16 protein-coding genes are annotated in these 18,164 nt (G+C 36.7%); 9 read left to right on the forward strand and 7 right to left on the reverse strand.

Annotated elements, in window-relative coordinates:
* Positions 1-54: 54 nt before the first annotated feature.
* Together B9T25_RS07945 and aceI are read right to left on the reverse strand one after the other, a co-directional pair.
* Positions 55-1,218, reverse strand: coding sequence for an OmpW/AlkL family protein (locus B9T25_RS07945; protein ID WP_086187907.1), 1,164 nt, complete (start codon positions 1,216-1,218; stop codon positions 55-57).
* Between the two features lie 205 nt (positions 1,219-1,423).
* Positions 1,424-1,849 carry a chlorhexidine efflux PACE transporter AceI gene (aceI, locus tag B9T25_RS07950; RefSeq protein WP_086187908.1) on the reverse strand — a complete coding sequence of 142 codons (426 nt, stop codon included), beginning with the start codon at positions 1,847-1,849 and terminating at the stop codon, positions 1,424-1,426.
* A 105-nt stretch (positions 1,850-1,954) separates the two neighbouring features.
* Between aceI and B9T25_RS07955 the strand changes: the two genes are divergently transcribed.
* The 4 genes from B9T25_RS07955 to B9T25_RS07970 all read left to right on the forward strand — a co-directional run bounded on the left by B9T25_RS07955 (position 1,955) and on the right by B9T25_RS07970 (position 5,995).
* A complete protein-coding gene (locus B9T25_RS07955; RefSeq protein ID WP_086187909.1) occupies positions 1,955-2,845 on the forward strand; it encodes a LysR family transcriptional regulator in 891 nt (296 codons plus the stop codon).
* Positions 2,846-2,932: 87 nt separating this feature from the next.
* The gene (gene tal / locus B9T25_RS07960; protein ID WP_086187910.1) at positions 2,933-3,922 is read left to right on the forward strand and encodes a transaldolase; all 990 of its coding nucleotides are present in this window, start codon (positions 2,933-2,935) and stop codon (positions 3,920-3,922) included.
* A gap of 76 nt (positions 3,923-3,998) precedes the next feature.
* Positions 3,999-4,649 carry a leucine efflux protein LeuE gene (gene leuE / locus B9T25_RS07965; protein ID WP_086187911.1) on the forward strand — a complete coding sequence of 217 codons (651 nt, stop codon included), beginning with the start codon at positions 3,999-4,001 and terminating at the stop codon, positions 4,647-4,649.
* 161 nt (positions 4,650-4,810) lie between these two features.
* Positions 4,811-5,995, forward strand: a complete 1,185-nt coding sequence (locus B9T25_RS07970) for a benzoate/H(+) symporter BenE family transporter (RefSeq protein ID WP_086187912.1) — start codon at positions 4,811-4,813, stop codon at positions 5,993-5,995.
* Between the two features lie 326 nt (positions 5,996-6,321).
* Here B9T25_RS07970 and B9T25_RS07975 read toward each other — a convergent pair whose 3' ends face one another.
* From B9T25_RS07975 to B9T25_RS07985, 3 genes are all read right to left on the reverse strand, one after another.
* Positions 6,322-6,876 (reverse strand): TetR/AcrR family transcriptional regulator, encoded by a 555-nt coding sequence (locus B9T25_RS07975; RefSeq protein WP_086187913.1) that lies wholly within the window; start codon positions 6,874-6,876, stop codon positions 6,322-6,324.
* A 7-nt stretch (positions 6,877-6,883) separates the two neighbouring features.
* Positions 6,884-7,216, reverse strand: a complete 333-nt coding sequence (locus B9T25_RS07980; protein WP_004648794.1) for an SMR family transporter — start codon at positions 7,214-7,216, stop codon at positions 6,884-6,886.
* Between the two features lie 91 nt (positions 7,217-7,307).
* Positions 7,308-8,315: an alpha/beta hydrolase gene (locus tag B9T25_RS07985; protein ID WP_086187914.1), complete on the reverse strand. Its 1,008-nt coding sequence runs from the start codon at positions 8,313-8,315 to the stop codon at positions 7,308-7,310.
* A gap of 269 nt (positions 8,316-8,584) precedes the next feature.
* Here B9T25_RS07985 and B9T25_RS07990 point away from each other — a divergent pair, with 269 nt between their 5' ends.
* Entirely contained in the window at positions 8,585-9,025 is a 441-nt protein-coding gene (locus B9T25_RS07990) for a universal stress protein (protein WP_086187915.1), read from the forward strand.
* Positions 9,026-9,163: 138 nt separating this feature from the next.
* Entirely contained in the window at positions 9,164-9,607 is a 444-nt protein-coding gene (locus tag B9T25_RS07995; RefSeq protein WP_086187916.1) for a universal stress protein, read from the forward strand.
* A gap of 381 nt (positions 9,608-9,988) precedes the next feature.
* Here the strand turns inward: B9T25_RS07995 and pepN are convergent, their stop codons facing one another.
* On the reverse strand, positions 9,989-12,598 hold the full coding sequence (gene pepN, locus B9T25_RS08000; RefSeq protein WP_086187917.1) for an aminopeptidase N: 2,610 nt from the start codon (positions 12,596-12,598) through the stop codon (positions 9,989-9,991).
* 409 nt (positions 12,599-13,007) lie between these two features.
* On the opposite strand from pepN, the gene B9T25_RS08005 reads away from it, so the two are divergent.
* The 3 genes from B9T25_RS08005 to thiM all read left to right on the forward strand — a co-directional run bounded on the left by B9T25_RS08005 (position 13,008) and on the right by thiM (position 15,551).
* Positions 13,008-13,271, forward strand: a complete 264-nt coding sequence (locus B9T25_RS08005) for a hypothetical protein (protein WP_086187918.1) — start codon at positions 13,008-13,010, stop codon at positions 13,269-13,271.
* Positions 13,272-13,505: 234 nt separating this feature from the next.
* The gene (locus tag B9T25_RS08010) at positions 13,506-14,669 is read left to right on the forward strand and encodes a hypothetical protein (protein WP_086187919.1); all 1,164 of its coding nucleotides are present in this window, start codon (positions 13,506-13,508) and stop codon (positions 14,667-14,669) included.
* A 60-nt stretch (positions 14,670-14,729) separates the two neighbouring features.
* Positions 14,730-15,551, forward strand: a complete 822-nt coding sequence (gene thiM, locus B9T25_RS08015) for a hydroxyethylthiazole kinase (RefSeq protein WP_086187920.1) — start codon at positions 14,730-14,732, stop codon at positions 15,549-15,551.
* 144 nt (positions 15,552-15,695) lie between these two features.
* Here thiM and B9T25_RS08020 read toward each other — a convergent pair whose 3' ends face one another.
* Positions 15,696-17,222: a TerC family protein gene (locus B9T25_RS08020; RefSeq protein ID WP_086187921.1), complete on the reverse strand. Its 1,527-nt coding sequence runs from the start codon at positions 17,220-17,222 to the stop codon at positions 15,696-15,698.
* Positions 17,223-18,164: the final 942 nt, after the last annotated feature.

The following is an 18,164-nucleotide window of genomic DNA, read 5'->3' on the forward strand; positions in this document are numbered from 1 at the left end:
AAGACCCTCGGAAGTTCAACTTCCGAGGGTCTTTTAATTTCTATAACTTATAAACTAAAAACGATAACCTACACCTAAGTAAGTAATAATAGGATCAATATCTATTTTAGTCGTAGCATGAATAAGTTCAGCGCCAGTGGTTTGATTCACAACATTAATCGTCGCTTTATTACTCAATTTTGCATAAGAAACTGAAGCAACCCCATACCAGTTTTCATTTAAGTCATAGGTAAAACCTGCGGTAACAACTGGTGCAATCGCATCATCGGCATCTACTTTCACACGCATCTCACCACTCGATATTTTTCCATCCAATGCCGCACCGGCTTTATTATCCAATACATTTTGAATCATATGACCAGCAACTATTAAATCTGATTCAATCTGCCCATTTAATTTAATGTCATTGAAATAAGCATACATTAAACCTGCACCAACATAAGGTCTGAATTTATTAACACCAGATTTACCAAACTGATACTGTGCTTCTAATACAGGTGTCCATGCACGTGCTGTTGCAGCCTTAGACTGAGCACCTAAATTGGTAATTGGAATATCCTTTAATAAACTAAGCATATCACCAGTGATCGGTTTAACTGCATCCCCAGGAACAGCAAATCCAGATAATGGTGCTGTAATTTCCCCTACACCCTTTATATCTACTTTGGGAGGAAATCCTCCAATTAACTGTAGTGAAACATTATCATTAATATAATAATTGAGCGTCAAGCCTAGTGTATCAACATCCTCTGCTTCCAAGCCAGTTCCATTCTGTGTCCATTGATCAAGACCATCAATTGTTGCAACACCAGTAATCTCACTTGAAACAATATTATTTGCATCCGCAAAACCTAACATTTGTCCTATTGATGGCACAGGCTTTCCAGTGTCAGGATCAATAATATACTCTCCCGTGTCAGAATCTCTTGGATTATCAAAGATCATATTCAGAACCTCCTTAGCATTTTCCCCAGTCGTTAATTTTGCATCTGGATTAATTGCATTAAGAAATGACCCTGCTGAAATCGCGCCAACTGTAGATTTTGTTCCCTTTGCTACAGCAGTATTAATATTAAATGGATTGGCTTTTCCTTGCGGCATCACATGTAACCAACCGGCAGAAACCGAGAACCGTTTAAAACCACCCTCTGTAGCAGTAAAACCTGATTGCGTAGCACCCAATAAAGCTATAGATACAACCAAAGTACCTAATTTCATCGCCTAACTCCTTGTACGATATATTTTTTATTTAGTTTTATAAAAACACTCAATTGTTTTTATGTTTAGAAGTTATGTAATTAATAGATCTTTTTATATACTACTTTTGTATCTATATTTTACCTTTTGTTAAAATTAAAGGTCTTTAATATCAATAAAGGCCTTACATTATCAGTTAAGGCCTTATTTGTTTTTTAGTGGATTTTTAATTGTATTTTGGCTTGTAACCTAATTGCTCTTCTAGAGCGTCATAACACCATTGGAAAATAAAGGTATAAACCAAAATACACATAGTTAAACTAAAATCTAATACAATCGCTTGCCAAATAGACATTTGCAAAGCGTAAGCTACCATCGGAATCGTGGCGATCATTAAGCCACCCTCAAAACCAATCGCATGTAAAATACGAATTTTCACCGTTCTTTTCAGTTGGTGCTTGGCTTCAAATTTTTCAAAATAATGATTAAACACCATGTTCCAGATCACCGATGTCACAGCCATCGCAATACCCAAAAGCCCTGTCACTTCTAACGGCATTTTAAAAATCATACTTAATGCAATTGCGATGATGACCAACAGGATGATCTCATAGCTAAGAGCATGAATAATCCGTCTCTTGGAAATCAACATTTTTAAATACTCTTTAATTTAACTTGATGTTCGCTATTTTATGTTTGTATTATTGATTAATCGAGTCAGATTCTTTCAAAATAATTGATAGGTTAAAATAGACAGATGAATATCAACCAAGAACAACTAACCATTTTTAAAACTGTCATTGAAACAGGGTCTTTTTCTGCTGCTGCCAGACAACTAGGAAAAGTTCCTTCAGCGGTCAGTATGTCCATCGCCAATTTAGAAATTGACCTGAATTTAACCCTATTTCAGCGTGTTGGACGTGAACCTATTCCAACACCGCAAGCCATGATTTTGTATGAAAAAACCGAACAATTACTCATCGAAATTAACCAATGGAAACAACATGCTTTTGCCTTAAGCGAAGGATTAGAATCATCTTTAAATATTGTGGTGGTATCAGAACTGCTGCATATTCAGTGGACTGACTACATTTCACTGATCGAAAAGCAATTTCCAGAGCTGCAAATCAATGTTTTTTCAGCACCACAAGAAGACGCACAAAAAATGCTACTCAATCAGTCTGCTCAACTGGCATTGATGTTTGAACGCGAACAATTGGAAAGTAGCGAACAGTTTGTCGAACTTAAGCGTGAAGCTTTAGTCCCTGTCGCGGCAATTCACGCCCCTCTAGCTACATTTGAACAAGTCAGCTATGAGCAAATATTACAAAGTCGTCAAATTATCGTTGCCAGTCGTGACCGTACCCTTAAACCTGAATTACTCTTTTCAAAGAAATATTGGCGTACTGATAACAATCACTCTGCCTGCGCGATGATTATGCAAGGCTTAGGTTGGGGGGTTTTACCTTTAGAAATGCTAAATCAGAATCCGCATATTAAACAGCAGCTTAAAATTCTCAACTTTTTAGATTTCAGCCCTAAATTTGAATATTATGTCGATTTAGTCTGGAGTCGTGAAAGTCAACTGGGCTCAGCTGCTCGTTTTTTGATTAATCACATTCGAAATTCAAGAAAAAATACAAAATAGGCATGCGTTATACCGCTTTTTACTTCTGATAAAAGGAGATTGTGATATAACAAATATACGGGAAATAACTTTAAGAACTAGACACCAATGACTCAATCAGCCTTAAACCAATTAAAAAACTTAACCACCATTGTTGCCGATAGTAGCGACCTTTCAGCTATTGAAAAATTCCGTCCATTGGATGCAACAACCAATCCTTCACTCATTACTGCTGCTGCAAGTCAACCTGAAAATAAAGAGCTGATTGAGGCTGCATTTGAGCAAGCCAAATCTGAAGGTTATCGTGATGATTTGTTGGTTGAGCGTACAATTGATATTCTGACGGTCAAGTTTGGTGTTGAAATTTTAAAACTGATTAAAGGCCGTGTGTCGACTGAAGTTGATGCTGCACTTTCTTATAATACTGAAGCCACGATTAGCAAAGCTAAAGAACTCCTTGCCTTGTACCAGACCTATGGGATTGAACAAAATCGTATTTTAATTAAAATTGCTTCTACTTGGGAAGGTATTCAAGCTGCTAAAATATTAGAAGCCGAAGGCATACATTGTAATCTAACCTTGCTTTTTGGTTTACATCAAGCTCAAGCCTGTGCTGAAGCCAATATTACACTTATTTCACCTTTTGTTGGTCGTATTCTAGATTGGTACAAAAAAGCAGAAAATGTAGATCACTATCCGATTGATAAAGATCCGGGTGTATTATCTGTGAAGCAAATTTACCATTTTTATAAGCAACACTGTATTAAAACGGAAATTATGGGTGCAAGCTTTCGCAGTATAGACCAAGTTTTAGGATTAGCTGGCTGTGACCTACTCACTGTTGCTCCAAACCTGCTCGCAGAACTTGCACAAGATCACCGCGAAGTAGTGTCTCAACTTTCAGCCAATCATGCACAAGCGCATTGTCAACGTATGGTTACACCATTAAGCAAAGAAACGTTTAAAGCACAACTTGAACATGACTTAATGTCTTTTCAACTTTTACAAAGTGGCATTGATGGCTTTATTAAAGCCCGTGAACAACTCAGTATACTACTGCGCCAATCTTTTGGTTTAGATGCTGAAATCCAACCTTAAAAATGTGATTTTTACAGTTAAATAAAGCCGATTTTGCTATCATACAACATCGGCTTTTTATACTTTGGAGCATCGTGTGTTTGGCATTACTGATGTGACTACCTACATTATTGGTACCATTTTAATTGTCATTTTACCTGGCCCAAATTCTCTCTATGTGATGTCCATCGCATCTCGCTTTGGAATTAAAGCCGGTTATCAAGGTGCTTGGGGCGTTTTTACTGGTGATTTAATTCTCATTCTTTGCACAGTACTCGGTGCGGCATCCCTACTGCATGCTTTCCCTTGGTTATTTATTTTACTTAAAGCTGTTGGCTCACTTTATCTCTCCTATTTAGGCATTAAATTGCTGATTGCCAGTATAAATACATGGCAAAACCGGCCACAAAAAATAACTGCCAGCACAGAAACTGCGACCATTGAACACGTTCATCCTTATCGCACTGCCTTAACCATTAGCCTTTTAAATCCAAAGGCGATTTTGTTTTATCTCTCCTTCTTTGTACAGTTTGTCGATCCTGCTTATCCATATCCAGCAATCAGCTTTGCTGTTTTGTCGGTCATACTACAAATCATTAGTATGAGCTATTTAACTATTTTGATTTTTTCAGGTATTAAACTGGCATCATTTTTTAATTATCGTTATAAAGTGGCTGCAACATGTGTGGCTGCTGTCGGTATTTTATTTTGTACATTTGGTCTTAAGCTGGCAACTTCAACCTTATAGTTTTACTACCCTAGTTATCTAAATTTCAGTATAAAAAAAGATGAAATATCTTTAAATATTCATGTTATTTTTAAACAGAAAACCTTTTAATCATAATGAAAAGGCGTATGATTAAACGACATTTATATTCCATTCGGTCAAAATAAGATAAGCAAGGGATCATGCAAAAACTTCTTCAAGACTTCTCTATACCCGCAGTATTTGCCGGTTTTATTACGTTCCTGATTGGTATTAGTGTATCTGCTGTTTTGGTCATTCAAGCCGCACAATTATTAGGCGCAACTCCAGAACAAATTACCTCTTGGTTTTGGGCCTTAGGTTTAGGTATTGGACTTTCTGGTTTTATTTTATCGTGGAAGTTTAAATACCCTGTTGCGACTTCTTGGTCAACCGCGGGTCTAGCGCTCATTCTTGCAACTGGCAGTGGTTATAACTTATATGAAGCGATTGGTGCATTTTTCATTTGTGGCTTATTAACCGCAATTTTAGGTTTTTTAGGTATTTTTCAGAGAGTTTTATCCTATATTCCACAAAGCTTAACCAGTGCCATGCTTGCTGGTGTATTACTAAAGTTTGGGATTGCACTTTTTGCAAGCATGCAAAATGATTGGGGCTTCATCCTTTCACTTTTAGCTGTATATATTCTATCAAAACGACTGTCTCCACGTTATTGTATTGTGATTACCGTGATTGCAGGGCTTGTACTTTGCCCAATGTTTATGGAGTTTCATATTCCAGCTTTACAATGGAGTCTCGCCAAGCCAGTATGGATTACACCTGAATTTACATGGTCAGCCATTTTTGGCTTAGCATTACCTTTATTTGTGATTAATATGGCATCACAATATTTACCTGGGATTGCCATGATCAAAAGTTATGGCTACCAACCCCATATCAATCATCTCATCGGGTGGACTGGGGTTGCACAAACCTTACTCTCTCCTTTTGGCTGCTATACCGTTAATATTGCTGCAATTAGTGCCGCAGTCAGTTTGGATGATCAAGTTCATCCTGACCCTAAAAAACGCTATATCGCAGGTATGAGCTGTGGCTTTTTCTATATTGTCATGGGTATTTTTGCTGCGACTTTAACCAGCTTATTAATGTCATTTCCGCATATTTTTATTGTGGCTTTAGCAGGAATTGCCTTATTTGGCACCATTAGTCACAACATTGCGATTGCCTTTCATGACGTGAATGAACGAGAGGCCGCTTTAATGACCTTCTTATTTAGTGCATCTGGCATACAATTCTTTGGGATTGGTTCTGCATTTTGGGGACTATTATTCGGTTTTGCCGTGTCTTTTATTTTCAAATTCAAAAGCAAATCCAAAATTAAAACATGATCTCTTTGAGTTAGAAAAAGCATCCTTTATTGGGTGCTTTTTATTAGGCTTATATCATAAATCATTTTGGTAAATATAAGTTCTTCATTAGAAAATATTGGATTCATGAGTGTGGCATGGATGCCACACTTTTCCCATCACGACAAGGACGTCGTGTATGGGAAATAAAAGGTTTTTGTCTACTTTTGACCTTTCAAAAGTAGAGATAATGCCTACGCAAAGGCATAAAAATTCAATCAATTAAATGAGGCAATGCTGATTTTAAAGAATCAAATACTAGACATTTATTTATGCACATTATCTATTAAATAATAATTAAAGCACCGCTATGGATAACTACGGCGAATCAATTCCTGTTTCATTTCTAGCGTCTCATCAGGATTTTCAACTTCGGTAAATGCTGTCAACCAAACACCATCAGCTGCAAAACGTAAAACTTTTAACTCTAAATCAGCATCTGTTGCATGATGTCGTTCTAAACGTGTATTTAACCACTGAATCCAAAGCTCATTGAATGTTCGGTCTGTAAGCATGATCATGGATATTGCTGACCAAGAGTGTTCCATGCCCACGATATTTTTCTGTAATGTAACTTCTATATAAGCACGGGTAAAACAGCCATATTCACAATCATCAGCTTGAATGAGTTGATCAATAATACTATCCAAATGCTCTAAAAGTGTAATGACCATCGCTTCAAGTAGTCTTTGCTTACTTGGAAAATGATGAAAAACGCCACCTTTAGAAACGCCAACTAAATCGGCGACCGCTTGAATTGAAACCCCTGTCACGCCTTTCTCGGCAGATAATTGAATCGCATGCGCTAAAATTTTTTGCCGAATCAGTTCAGGTTCCTTTTTACGCTGATACATATTTTCCATACTTATACTAGTGCCCAGTAGAATTTGAAAATAAATTAATCACGACCACGCCTGATACAATCAAGCCAATACCAAGCATAGCTGGTAAATCAAGACTTTGACGGAAAACAAAATAGCCAATAATTGCAGTTAAAATAATGCCAACCCCTGCCCATATGGCATAAGCAATCCCTAAGGGAATGACTTTAATCACTTGCGATAATAAATAAAAAGCAATACTGAATAAAACGATTACTGCCACAGATGGACCGAGCTTAGTAAAACCTTCTGACTTCACCAAAAATGTTGACCCTGTCACCTCAGAAACAATTGCCAATGCAAGCAATCCATACGCCATCATTATAGGGCTCATAATCTTACCTTTAAAACAAACATACCATTCGGTTGGTATCTTAAATAAAAACTCATATTTTGCAAGTGATGAAATGTAATTATTCCTTAGATGACGGACTATAATAACTTATAAAATCAATGGTTTTCTTAAAGGTTTCTTGACTAGCAGCTTTACTCATCATGAATTGATATTCATGCACTAAAGATTCTTTAGAGTCTGGATAAAATACTTCAGTCACGGGTATTTTCTGGCTGACCAATGCTTGGACAAAAGGCTCAGATTGAGTTTTGGTCAAAAAGTCTTTATTTCCACCACTGATAAAAACTGGCGGATAATTTGCTGTTAAGTATTGAATTGGGGAAATCGTTTTTAAAAATGCTACATCGTCTTTTTTATTACCTGTGTAAGATTGAACTAAGCTAAACACGCCCCATTCAATGAGTTTAAGTTTATCTGGTGCAGTATTAACAAAAGCATTCATATCATAAATACCACAATGTAAAATCAAGCCTTTAATTTGCGCACGTTGAATTAACGGTGTAAATTTTGACTGCTGCGCAAAAGTAGGGTTACTGATAAGTGCCGCATAATGACTGACTAAATTCGCACCTGCGGAATCGCCCGCCAAATAAATTTGATTGGCATTAATATGATATTGCTGCGCATGTTCAGTAATAAACTTTAATGCCTGATTAATCTGTAATAGCTGATTCGGATATATTGCTTCAGGGGCAAATTGATATTGCACTGAAACGACGTTATAGCCTTGATCTGCCAAGAGCTTAAAATAGCCACCTGCATGTTCTTTAGAACCTGAAACCCATCCACCACCATGAATCCAAACTACGGTTGGACGAGCCTCGAGTTGCGTCACATTTTTTGGTTGATAAACATCTAAGGTCAACTTGGGTTCTTGCATATACGTAATATTTTTCTGCACTAGAATTTCTTCTGGCGCATATTTATCAATCATCTTTTTTTGAACATTGGTAGAAGCATTAAATATGCTGGCAATCACCTTAGTACTCATTTGTATATTCTGACAACCACTACTTTGTATTGTTGCAATGGCACACAAAGTTAAAGCTAAATATTTTAAATACATGGCATTATCCCAACTGTTATTTGTCCTGTTATTTTTCGCAGAGAATATTATTTTCTTGCATTTTAAGCTTTGTCCAAACATTTAGAAACACTTACAGTAAAGTTGAGTTTTTAACTCAGATTTAAATGTAAAATAGAACACAACTATATGTATGATATTCATACAATTCAATGGATTTTAAAACATTTTCAGAGACTAAATTGATCATTTTAGAACAATGTGCTATCTATAAATAATAGCAATACAATAAACTCAAAAGGAACATTTTTATGTCTTATCAAAATATTTTAGTCCCTGTTGACGGTTCCGAGATTTCTTTGTCCGCAGTTAAAAAAGCTGCTCAGATTGCTCAGGCTTTTGGCAGTCAATTAACCCTCATTAGTTTAGTCACTGAAGATCCGTTTACAGATGTAGACTTCTACCCATCCCCAATTATGAAAGAATATTTCATACAAGCTTATGGCAATGCCGAAAAAGCGTTACAACAGGCTCAAGCTATTGCCAGCGAAAATGGTGTAACGACTAATACTCAAATTATTAAAGGCAGTGTCTCTGAAGAAGGCATTATTGATACCGCAGAAAAATTAAAAATTGATCTAATTGTCATGGGCTCACATGGTCGAAAAGGTTTTCAAAAGTTTTTACTGGGTAGCTTTGCACAAGATGTTTTAAGTGGGACAAAAATTCCTGTATTGGTGGTTAAAGAATAGAATAAAGATTAAATAATGAACCCTTCAATTAATGTTGGGTTCTTTAGCCGCTTTCAAGACTCCTTTGATTTATTATAATGACTGACGATCACAATTAAAAAAGCTTTCCCATTCAACTATACCCATAAGGATAATTTCATGACTTATAAACATATTTTAGTTCCAGTAGATGAATCCCCTATTTCTTATGCAGCTGTTGAACAAGCTTTAGCCTTAGCTAAAACACTAGATTGCCAAGTTACCGTTACAAGTGTGATTGCTGTAGACCCATTTGTGGGCGTAGATTTTTATAAAATTGCACCTGCAATAACCGATTACTTTATGCAGGCTGAAAAAAATGCGCAGTTGCGTTTGGCTGATATCAAACAATCATTCCTTCGTGACGGTATAGATGTAGATAGCAAAGTCATTCGTGGTGTATCACCTGCCGAAGGTATTATGCATGTTGCTGATGAAGTTGGTGCTGATTTAATTATGATGGGTTCACATGGTCGCACTGGGTTTAAAAAATTAATGTTAGGTAGTGTGGCACAAGCCGTATTAACCCAATCACCTATTCCTGTGCTCATTATTAAAGTTTAATAAACAAACCATTTAAATTGATCTCCCCCCAAAATTGGAGGGTTGATTAAGAAAATTTTAAGCGCAGATTTCCGTACGCTACAGAAATCTGCGCTCAATCACCACGATCTAAACGGTATTTGATTATTTTAATAAAATGCAATTAATCCTAGCCCAAATAATGGATACAGCTTCACTCTAAAGGGCTTTATTGCCCAAACATGGAGAAGTTGAGTTTTCCTCAAACTATCCAAATTTAAGATACAGCTTAGAATTATATGGTTGAATAAGCCTTTAATCGCAGGTTGTGCCAAAGCCTTATTAATTCCTAAAAGCGCTACCCCCTTATAAGTTTGGGGAATAGCGCATATTAGTGAATAAATCTTAAATATTTAAATAAAACTAAATACTTAACATACTATTTAACGTTTCTGCCACATTTTTCGATTTCACTTGTGGTTTAAGCGCTTCAAGTGCTTGTTTAACTTCACGGCGTTGTGGTTCAGCCAATGTATACCAGCGTGTTAAAGCTTGCAGTAAACGAGATCCCATAATTGGATTTTTCTCATCTAAATATTTTGCTAAATCGACAAAATGCTGCACACCAAAACCCCATGTATTAACAGGATTAGCATTTAAACCACCACTGACTGAACGAATACGATTTGGCGTACCCAAATCATAGTCTGGGTGCGAAGTTAAATACTGAATACTTTCCACAGTAGCTTTGGGGTGCGCTGCCTGTACCATAAACCATTGATCAAGCGATAATGCTTCATCTTTAAAACGATTATAGAAATCAGCTAAAGTATCTTTCGCTTGTGGTGCATCATTCCAAACCAAGACTTTGAGTGCACCTAAGCGCTCCGACATATTCCCCGTGTTTAAATATTGCGCATGTGCCAAATCAAAAGCTTCGCTATCCCCTTGACGTGCCAGCAGACTCAGCATGATATTTTTCAGTGCTCGCACACCCATGGCTTGTGAAAACTCTTTTTGTAGATCTGGGTCTAAAGCCAAATAAGTCTCTTTACAGAATTCACCCAACGCAACTGCCAAAGTATCTAACAGCGCATTACGTTTTTCTTGAATTGCTGCTGGTTGATAGTCAACATCAATACGACTGCCCAAATAGCCTTCAGAAGGGACATCAAATAAACGTGAAGCTAACAATGGATCTTTTTCAACAAGTTCTGGAATCGTATTTTTAATCGCTTGAATATAAATTGCAGCGTCATGACCATTTAACAAAATACGTTCAAGTAAAGTTTGCGTCGCTTGCCATTGGTTAAAACCATTGGTTTCATATTGCACTAAAAATGCAAGTTCTTCATCGGAATAGTTAAATTCGAGATTCACGGGTGCAGAGAAATTACGCAGCAAAGACACTACAGGTTTTGCTGTGACCCCAGTAAACTCAATGGTTGCCGTATCTTGATCAAATAAATACACACCATCTTTCACGCCATTTTCAAATAATGCCTCAGAATTCAGTGTGTATTGCTCACCCGTTTCTGCATTAAACAACGCCAATGCCACTGGAATTGGCACTGCTTTTAAATTTGGATATTTCGCATGTGCTTTTAAGCTTTGTTTAAAGCTTAAAGTATAAGTTTGCGCGGCTGCATCGTACTCACCTTTGGCTTCCAATTTTGGTGTGCCTGGTTGGTTGTACCAAATCAGGAAAGCAGATAAATCCACACCTGAACCCGCAGTGAGTGCAGTAACCCAATCTTCAACTGTGACCGCTTGACCATCATGGCGTTTGAAATATTCGTCCGTGCCTTGACGGAACTTTTCTTTGCCCAATAACGTCGACATCATGCGGTTAATTTCCGCACCTTTTTCATACACGGTTGCGGTATAGAAGTTATTAATTTCGACAAAATGGTCTGGACGTGGTGGATGTGACAATGGACCTGAATCTTCAGGGAATTGATGTGCTTTTAATACAGCCACATCATCAATCCGTTGTACCGCAGCCGATTGTAAATCTTCCGAGAAAGACTGATCACGGAAAACCGTTAGACCTTCTTTTAAGCACAACTGAAACCAATCACGACAAGTAATACGGTTACCTGTCCAGTTGTGGAAGTATTCATGTGCAATCACCGATTGCACCCGCATAATTGCCGCATCCGTGGTAAATTCTTCATCGGCAAGGACACATGAGGTATTAAAGATATTTAAGCCTTTATTTTCCATTGCACCCATATTAAATGCACTGGTGGCTACAATCATATAGTTGTCTAAATCATATGGACGACCATAGTGTTCTTCATCCCATTGCATAGAATGTTTCAGTGCTTCCATGGCAATGCGACATTTTGGAATATCTTTTTCTACGGCGTAAATTTCTAAAGCAACATCACGACCTTCTGAAGTGGTATAGCGATCTTTGAGTACTGCCAAATCACCAACGACACAAGCGAATAAATAGGCAGGTTTTTGGGTTGGATCTTCCCAAATGGTATAGTGACGACCTTCGCCTGTTTCACCTGCTTCCATCAAGTTCCCATTGGCTAAAAGTACTGGGAATTTTTTATCCGCTTCTACACGTGTGGTAAAGATAGAAAGCACATCTGGACGATCAGGATAGAAAGTAATTTTGCGGAAACCTTCAGGTTCATTTTGAGTAACAAATAAATCGCTACCTGCTTGGTATAAGCCTTCAAGTTGTGTATTGCTTTCTGGATGAATAATTACTTCTGTTTTCAGAATAACTTCATCTGGTGCATTGGCAATAACCAACTGCTCTGCATCTAATGAATAATCGTTGGCGGTGAGTGGCGTACCATTCAAAGTAATCGATTTTAATTCTAGATCACGCCCAAGCAGCACTAAATCCCCCGCTGTCTGACGCTTCATGACCAATGTTGCGTTAACATTGGTATGGTCTGTATATACTTGAATATCCAAGTTGATTGAATTAACCGCAAAAGATGGTTTTTCATAGTCTTTTAAGTAAACAGTTTGGTCTGCTTCAACCACTGGGTTTGCTGCGATATTCATATAATGTCCTAATCCTGTAGTTTTAAGCCAAGACTTTGTTTTTTGTGAGCTGCTTCGATCATACGACAACTTTCACAATCTGTCTGTGCTATTGATTTGAGTTATATATGGGCACATTGTTGTTCATTTTCAATTCATCACCTCAACATCAGTGCAATTATTATTTCAGTTGCTTACTTAACGTGCATAGCTCGAAAAAATGTCGCTGATGCGTCATGACTGAAACAATATTCAACATAAAAATAACACCCCACGCGATTTAAGATCCGTTGTTACCGTGCGTCTAAACTCATTCAACTCAAATTGACACTTATTTTCAAGATGACTACATTTTGAGCATATTTCTTGCTTGTAATCATGTGTGCAAAGCGCACTATAAAATTAAGTTATAACGAAAAGAGGTGTTTCCATGTATCTAAAAGAACATATTGTCCGTGTGGAAAATATCAAAACCATGCAGACACTTAATGCAGTAGGAATTGATCATAAAGTCATTGCAATGTTTATGAGTTGCGAAGGTATTCCTATGCAAGCGCCCGATATCAGTGCAATTTTGAATAATTACCATACATTAGGCAGTAAAAGACTGCCATCCAAAAAAGTGAAAGCCTTAATTGATGCAAAGCAATTAGGAGAAGAAGATGAGTCATTGCCTTGCCCTGCTTCTTATTAGTTAACGGATTCAAAAACACAGATTTCACCATACTTCGGATGTAGAAATGAAAAGATTTGTTTTTCATTTCTACATTAATGTTTTTAAAACACTTAGGCCATTTAGATGAATAATATTGAACAGCATTTCTCGATACTGATTTATTGTTCATACAGCACGAATCCAGCACGTCATCACAAAAGACCTGTGTATAATCGATATTATAATTAACCAGACTTGTGATTGACTCTTTCCATGCTTCTTCAGATTCTGCAAAAACAGTTAGATGAAAGTACATCATGCCCTTTATGTCAGGCATCTATGTTCTGGATTGAAGCAGAACAATACGAACAAGCCATTAATTTTCATGAATGTAGTCACTGCCATCATCGTGTTTTTCAAGACCCACGACATAACTGTCATTGTGACAAATGCTTAGCCAATCGAAAAAGAATGCTCACAGAAACACGACTGCAAGAGCAACGTAAAATTAAATCCAAAGATAAAGATCAGATTGAATATAGTCTGGATCAAATCAGTTTTCTGAATAAATTATTTTTACTGAGTATTTTGGATAATCAAGTTCAAGAACATACGACACATCATGAATATATTGATTGGGAAAATATTAAATACCATTCCATTACACCCAATTATTTATTTCAAAATTATTTGGTCAAGCAATTGGTTAAAGAACAAATCTTAATTGCTAAAGATTTTGCTGCTGAAGCACATCATTATTATGTCAATGTACGTTTAGATGGCTATTCTGAACCCAGCCTATTTAGTGTCACCCAACAACTGCGAAATTGGTTTTATGAAAAGTTAACCATGGGTGTGCCATTTAAAAATGCAGATGAAGTTAAAAATGTCCTCTACTTAGTGCTCTATCAAGAAATTATTCAGTTTGCTCAATTTTATTGCCGAACTTGGGGCGTACAAATTGCAGGAAATAATGCTTTTCAAACCTTTTGTTATCGCTTGATGGATTCCTTGGCTGTCGGGCAGATTTATTATTTGGTGCAAACAGCATTGGAATATTTAAACCAACAAAAAGCGCTCAAAGCACGGAATGAAAACTTTATTAATACCAACTTATTAAAGAAAACCTTACAACAATATCGTGAACGTGCTGTGGCAGAAAAATGGGAAACATCTACCCTTCCACGACCACATAATATTCCTTTTAGTAAAATGAGCGAAATCCTGTTTTTTCGCTTTCTAGGCTACGATGAAAATATCTTTTTTCAACCGATTCGACATTCATGGAAAAAAATTGAACCACGTTTAAGTTTTTATTCACAAAAACGTTGTATGTATTGTGGTTCAAATGAACTTAATGTGGATTACGATGCGGAAAATTATGTGACCTTATTCTGTCGCACCTGTAAGCATCAAGACCATTATTTCACCCAATAGATGGTGATGAATATGTCTAGTTTTTCTAATCATGCCCTGTATAACTTAAGGAACAATCCCATGGATCAAACTTCAACACTAATCGAGCATATTGTTGAAGCATGGACACAGCTGCAAACTCAGCAGCCGCTCGTGCAATGTATTACCAATAGTGTTGCAGCCAATTATGCAGCCAATGTTTTACTCGCTGCTGGTGCTTCTCCCGCCATGATTGATAATCCATTTGAAGCTGAAAGCTTTACCACTATTTCTGCAGCACTGAGCATTAATTTGGGTACACCGACCAGTGAACAAATGCAGGCTATGCTGATTTCTGCACAAACGGCGCAACGTACTCATACGCCTTGGGTACTCGACCCTGTCGGTTATGGGACTATTTTAAAATGGCGCTCAGATATGGTGGATGAGTTACTGCAATATAATCCCACTGTTATTCGTGGTAATGCTTCGGAAATCAGCACCCTTTCTGGCAACCAAGTGCAATCCAAAGGCGTTGATAGTACTTTAGATAGTGCCGATGTCTATAACCAATCCAAAGTACTATTAGAACATGCCGAATGTATTGCTATTTCAGGTGAATCTGATTTTATTTTAACCAAAGAATTTGATGCAATCATTCAAGTCAATGGTGGAAGTGATTTACAACCTAAAGTTACTGCAACAGGTTGCGCACTGGGTGCTTTAATTGCGGCTTATTGCGCTGTAGCAACACCGACTATCGCGACTCTAGCTGCACACACTCATTTTGCAATTGCAGGAAAATTAGCCTTTGAACAGACAAAAATGCTAGGGCATTTTAATGTGGCATTTATAGATTATATTCACAGCTTGAATTCTGATTTAATTCAACAATATGCGGATATTAAAATCCTCAAAATCTAACCATTACTTTGATCTAAACATATATACCGATTGAAAGATCAATTAAAAACCCAACAGCACGCGGCCATTGGGTTCTTTTAATCAATTCAAAAATTTATGACTGAGAAAATGTCAAATACCATTACAGGTATGCTGTATATTCTTCTAGCGATATGTAATTAAAACAGATTTAATTCGGTTTTCATCTAATTCAGTCACCTCAAAGTGAACCCCGTGATACTCCAATTGAGTACCCAACACGACTTCACCATGGGCTTTATCTAAAATTAAACCCGCAACACTAATATAACCAGCATCTTCGTCAACCAAATCAATCATACCCAACTCTAATTCAAGCTGATACACATCCAACATTCCAGATGCTTTCCAAGTATGGTTATCAATTTTGACTAAATCAAGTTGTTCATCTGCATCAGGAAACTCCCCTGCAATCGCTTCAAAAACATCCAGCGGAGAAATTAAACCTTGTACATTACCAAATTCATCACTGACCAAAACCAATGAACCTTTTGATGCACGCAAGGTATTAATTGCATCTATCACTTTCATTTTTTCAAAAATATAAATCGGGCGATGATGCTTAATCAGTGCTTTGAGTTGTTCCTCATCATCCAGAACATCAAGTAACTCTTTTGCACGCACAACACTCAAAACTTTATCTAGACTGCCGCGGCAAACTGGAAATATGCTATGCGGTACGGATAAAACCTGTTCACGAATCCGCTCAGGTGCATCTTCAATATTCACCCAAGAAATTTGACTGCGCGGTGTCATAATAGAAGCCACTGATCTTTCAGCAAGGGTTAATACCCCACCAATCATATAGCGTTCTTCATCCGCAAATGCTTCTTGCGCTTCAAAATGTTGAGCACTATTTGCAACTGTTTCCATTTTTCCACCCATCAATTTTAAGATGGAATCTGCGGTACGATGACGCAATGGAATCTTTGATTCATGTTTTGTAGTGTTACGCTGAGTAAACTGATTGAAAGCTTCAATCAAAATCGCAACACCAATACCTGAATAAATATAGCCTTTTGGAATATGGAAACCACAACCTTCGGCAATCAAACTAATACCAATTAAGAGTAAGAAGCTTAGACACAGAATAATAACGGTCGGATGACGATTTACAAAATCGGTTAATGGTTTAGAAGCAAGTAACATCAATGCCATAGCTACAACCATTGCAGCCATCATCACATAGATATTGTCAACCATACCAATTGCAGTAATCACAGAATCTAAAGAAAATACGGCGTCCAATACTACAATCTGTGCTACAACTGCTGTAAAGCTTGCATACACAACATTCGTTGTAACTTTAACCTCAGACTTGCCTTCCATTCTTTCGTGTAATTCACTTACTGCTTTATAAAGCAAGAACAAACCACCAAATAAGAGAATCAGATCTCGACCTGAGAAAGTCCAGTCAAAGACGGTAATGAGTGGTTTAGTCAAGGTGACTAACCAAGAGATGGCAAACAATAAGCCCAAGCGCATGATTAATGCGAGCGAAAGACCAATAACACGTGCTTTATCACGTTGTTCAGGAGGAAGTTTTTCAGCCAAAATGGCAATAAAGACTAGGTTATCAATACCTAAAACAATTTCTAAAACAATAAGGGTAAGTAATCCAACCCAAATTCCCGGATCTAATAAAAACTCCATTAGTTTATATCTCCGATTTTATGAATTTGGTAAAAACTAAATGTAGACCTGCACGGCGACGGATCCATATATGTAACCTGTTCAACAATAGATAAATTTATTATGCACAATCTATAAAGTTTGTAATTAGATTTTTGTACTTTTAACCACTAAATATTAAACTTGTACAAATTTTCTACCCTTTTTCATAATTCACACTATCTATTCATCTAATTTTTTATTTAAAAAAATAGACTGCATGGTCATATTTAAAGAAAAATAATGAAAAACAGAGATTAATCTAAGTCATTGTTTATTAAAAAGTTATTTTATAGTTGTATTAACTTATTCAACCTATAACACAAATGTCAGAAACTTTTTGTTAAAAAGATCAATTCCCAAGTCTATTTTTTTCACTAGGATGAAACATAGCAAAGATTGTGTCATGAAATAATCTATCGTTAAACTTAAGTAAGTTTCTAATCCAATCAAAAAAATTTACAGGTTTATTTGCCATGACGAATGAAAAGCATTGACCTTCAAAAAAACATCGAAAACTATTGCGAATACTAGCTATGAAGGTGCATATCTTAATCTGGAGTCATCATTTGATCAGCAGCAAGTGAAGATCGTGGTCATGCATAATAACCAAAAGTTTGAAATGCTCGTCCCTGTCGTTTTACAATACGACACTATTTTCAGATCTCTATCAAAACTCTGAAGTTCAAGAAAGAAGTGCTGAAGTTTGCCCAAAGTATTGTAGTATTTCATCAAGATAAAGACAGCTATACCATGTCCCTTATCAACGATCACACTTAATTTTTAATTCTTTGTAATAAGGAAACTTACTTTAATATAAGTTTCCTTATTACATTATAAAAAACTTAATATATAGATTGATTCATTCTAAAAAAATTTAGTATATTCTGCGCAGCAAATTAACTTTATAATAAAATGCGTGCG

Origin of the sequence: Acinetobacter sp. ANC 4470 (assembly GCF_002135335.1) — a bacterium.
Classification (GTDB): domain Bacteria; phylum Pseudomonadota; class Gammaproteobacteria; order Pseudomonadales; family Moraxellaceae; genus Acinetobacter.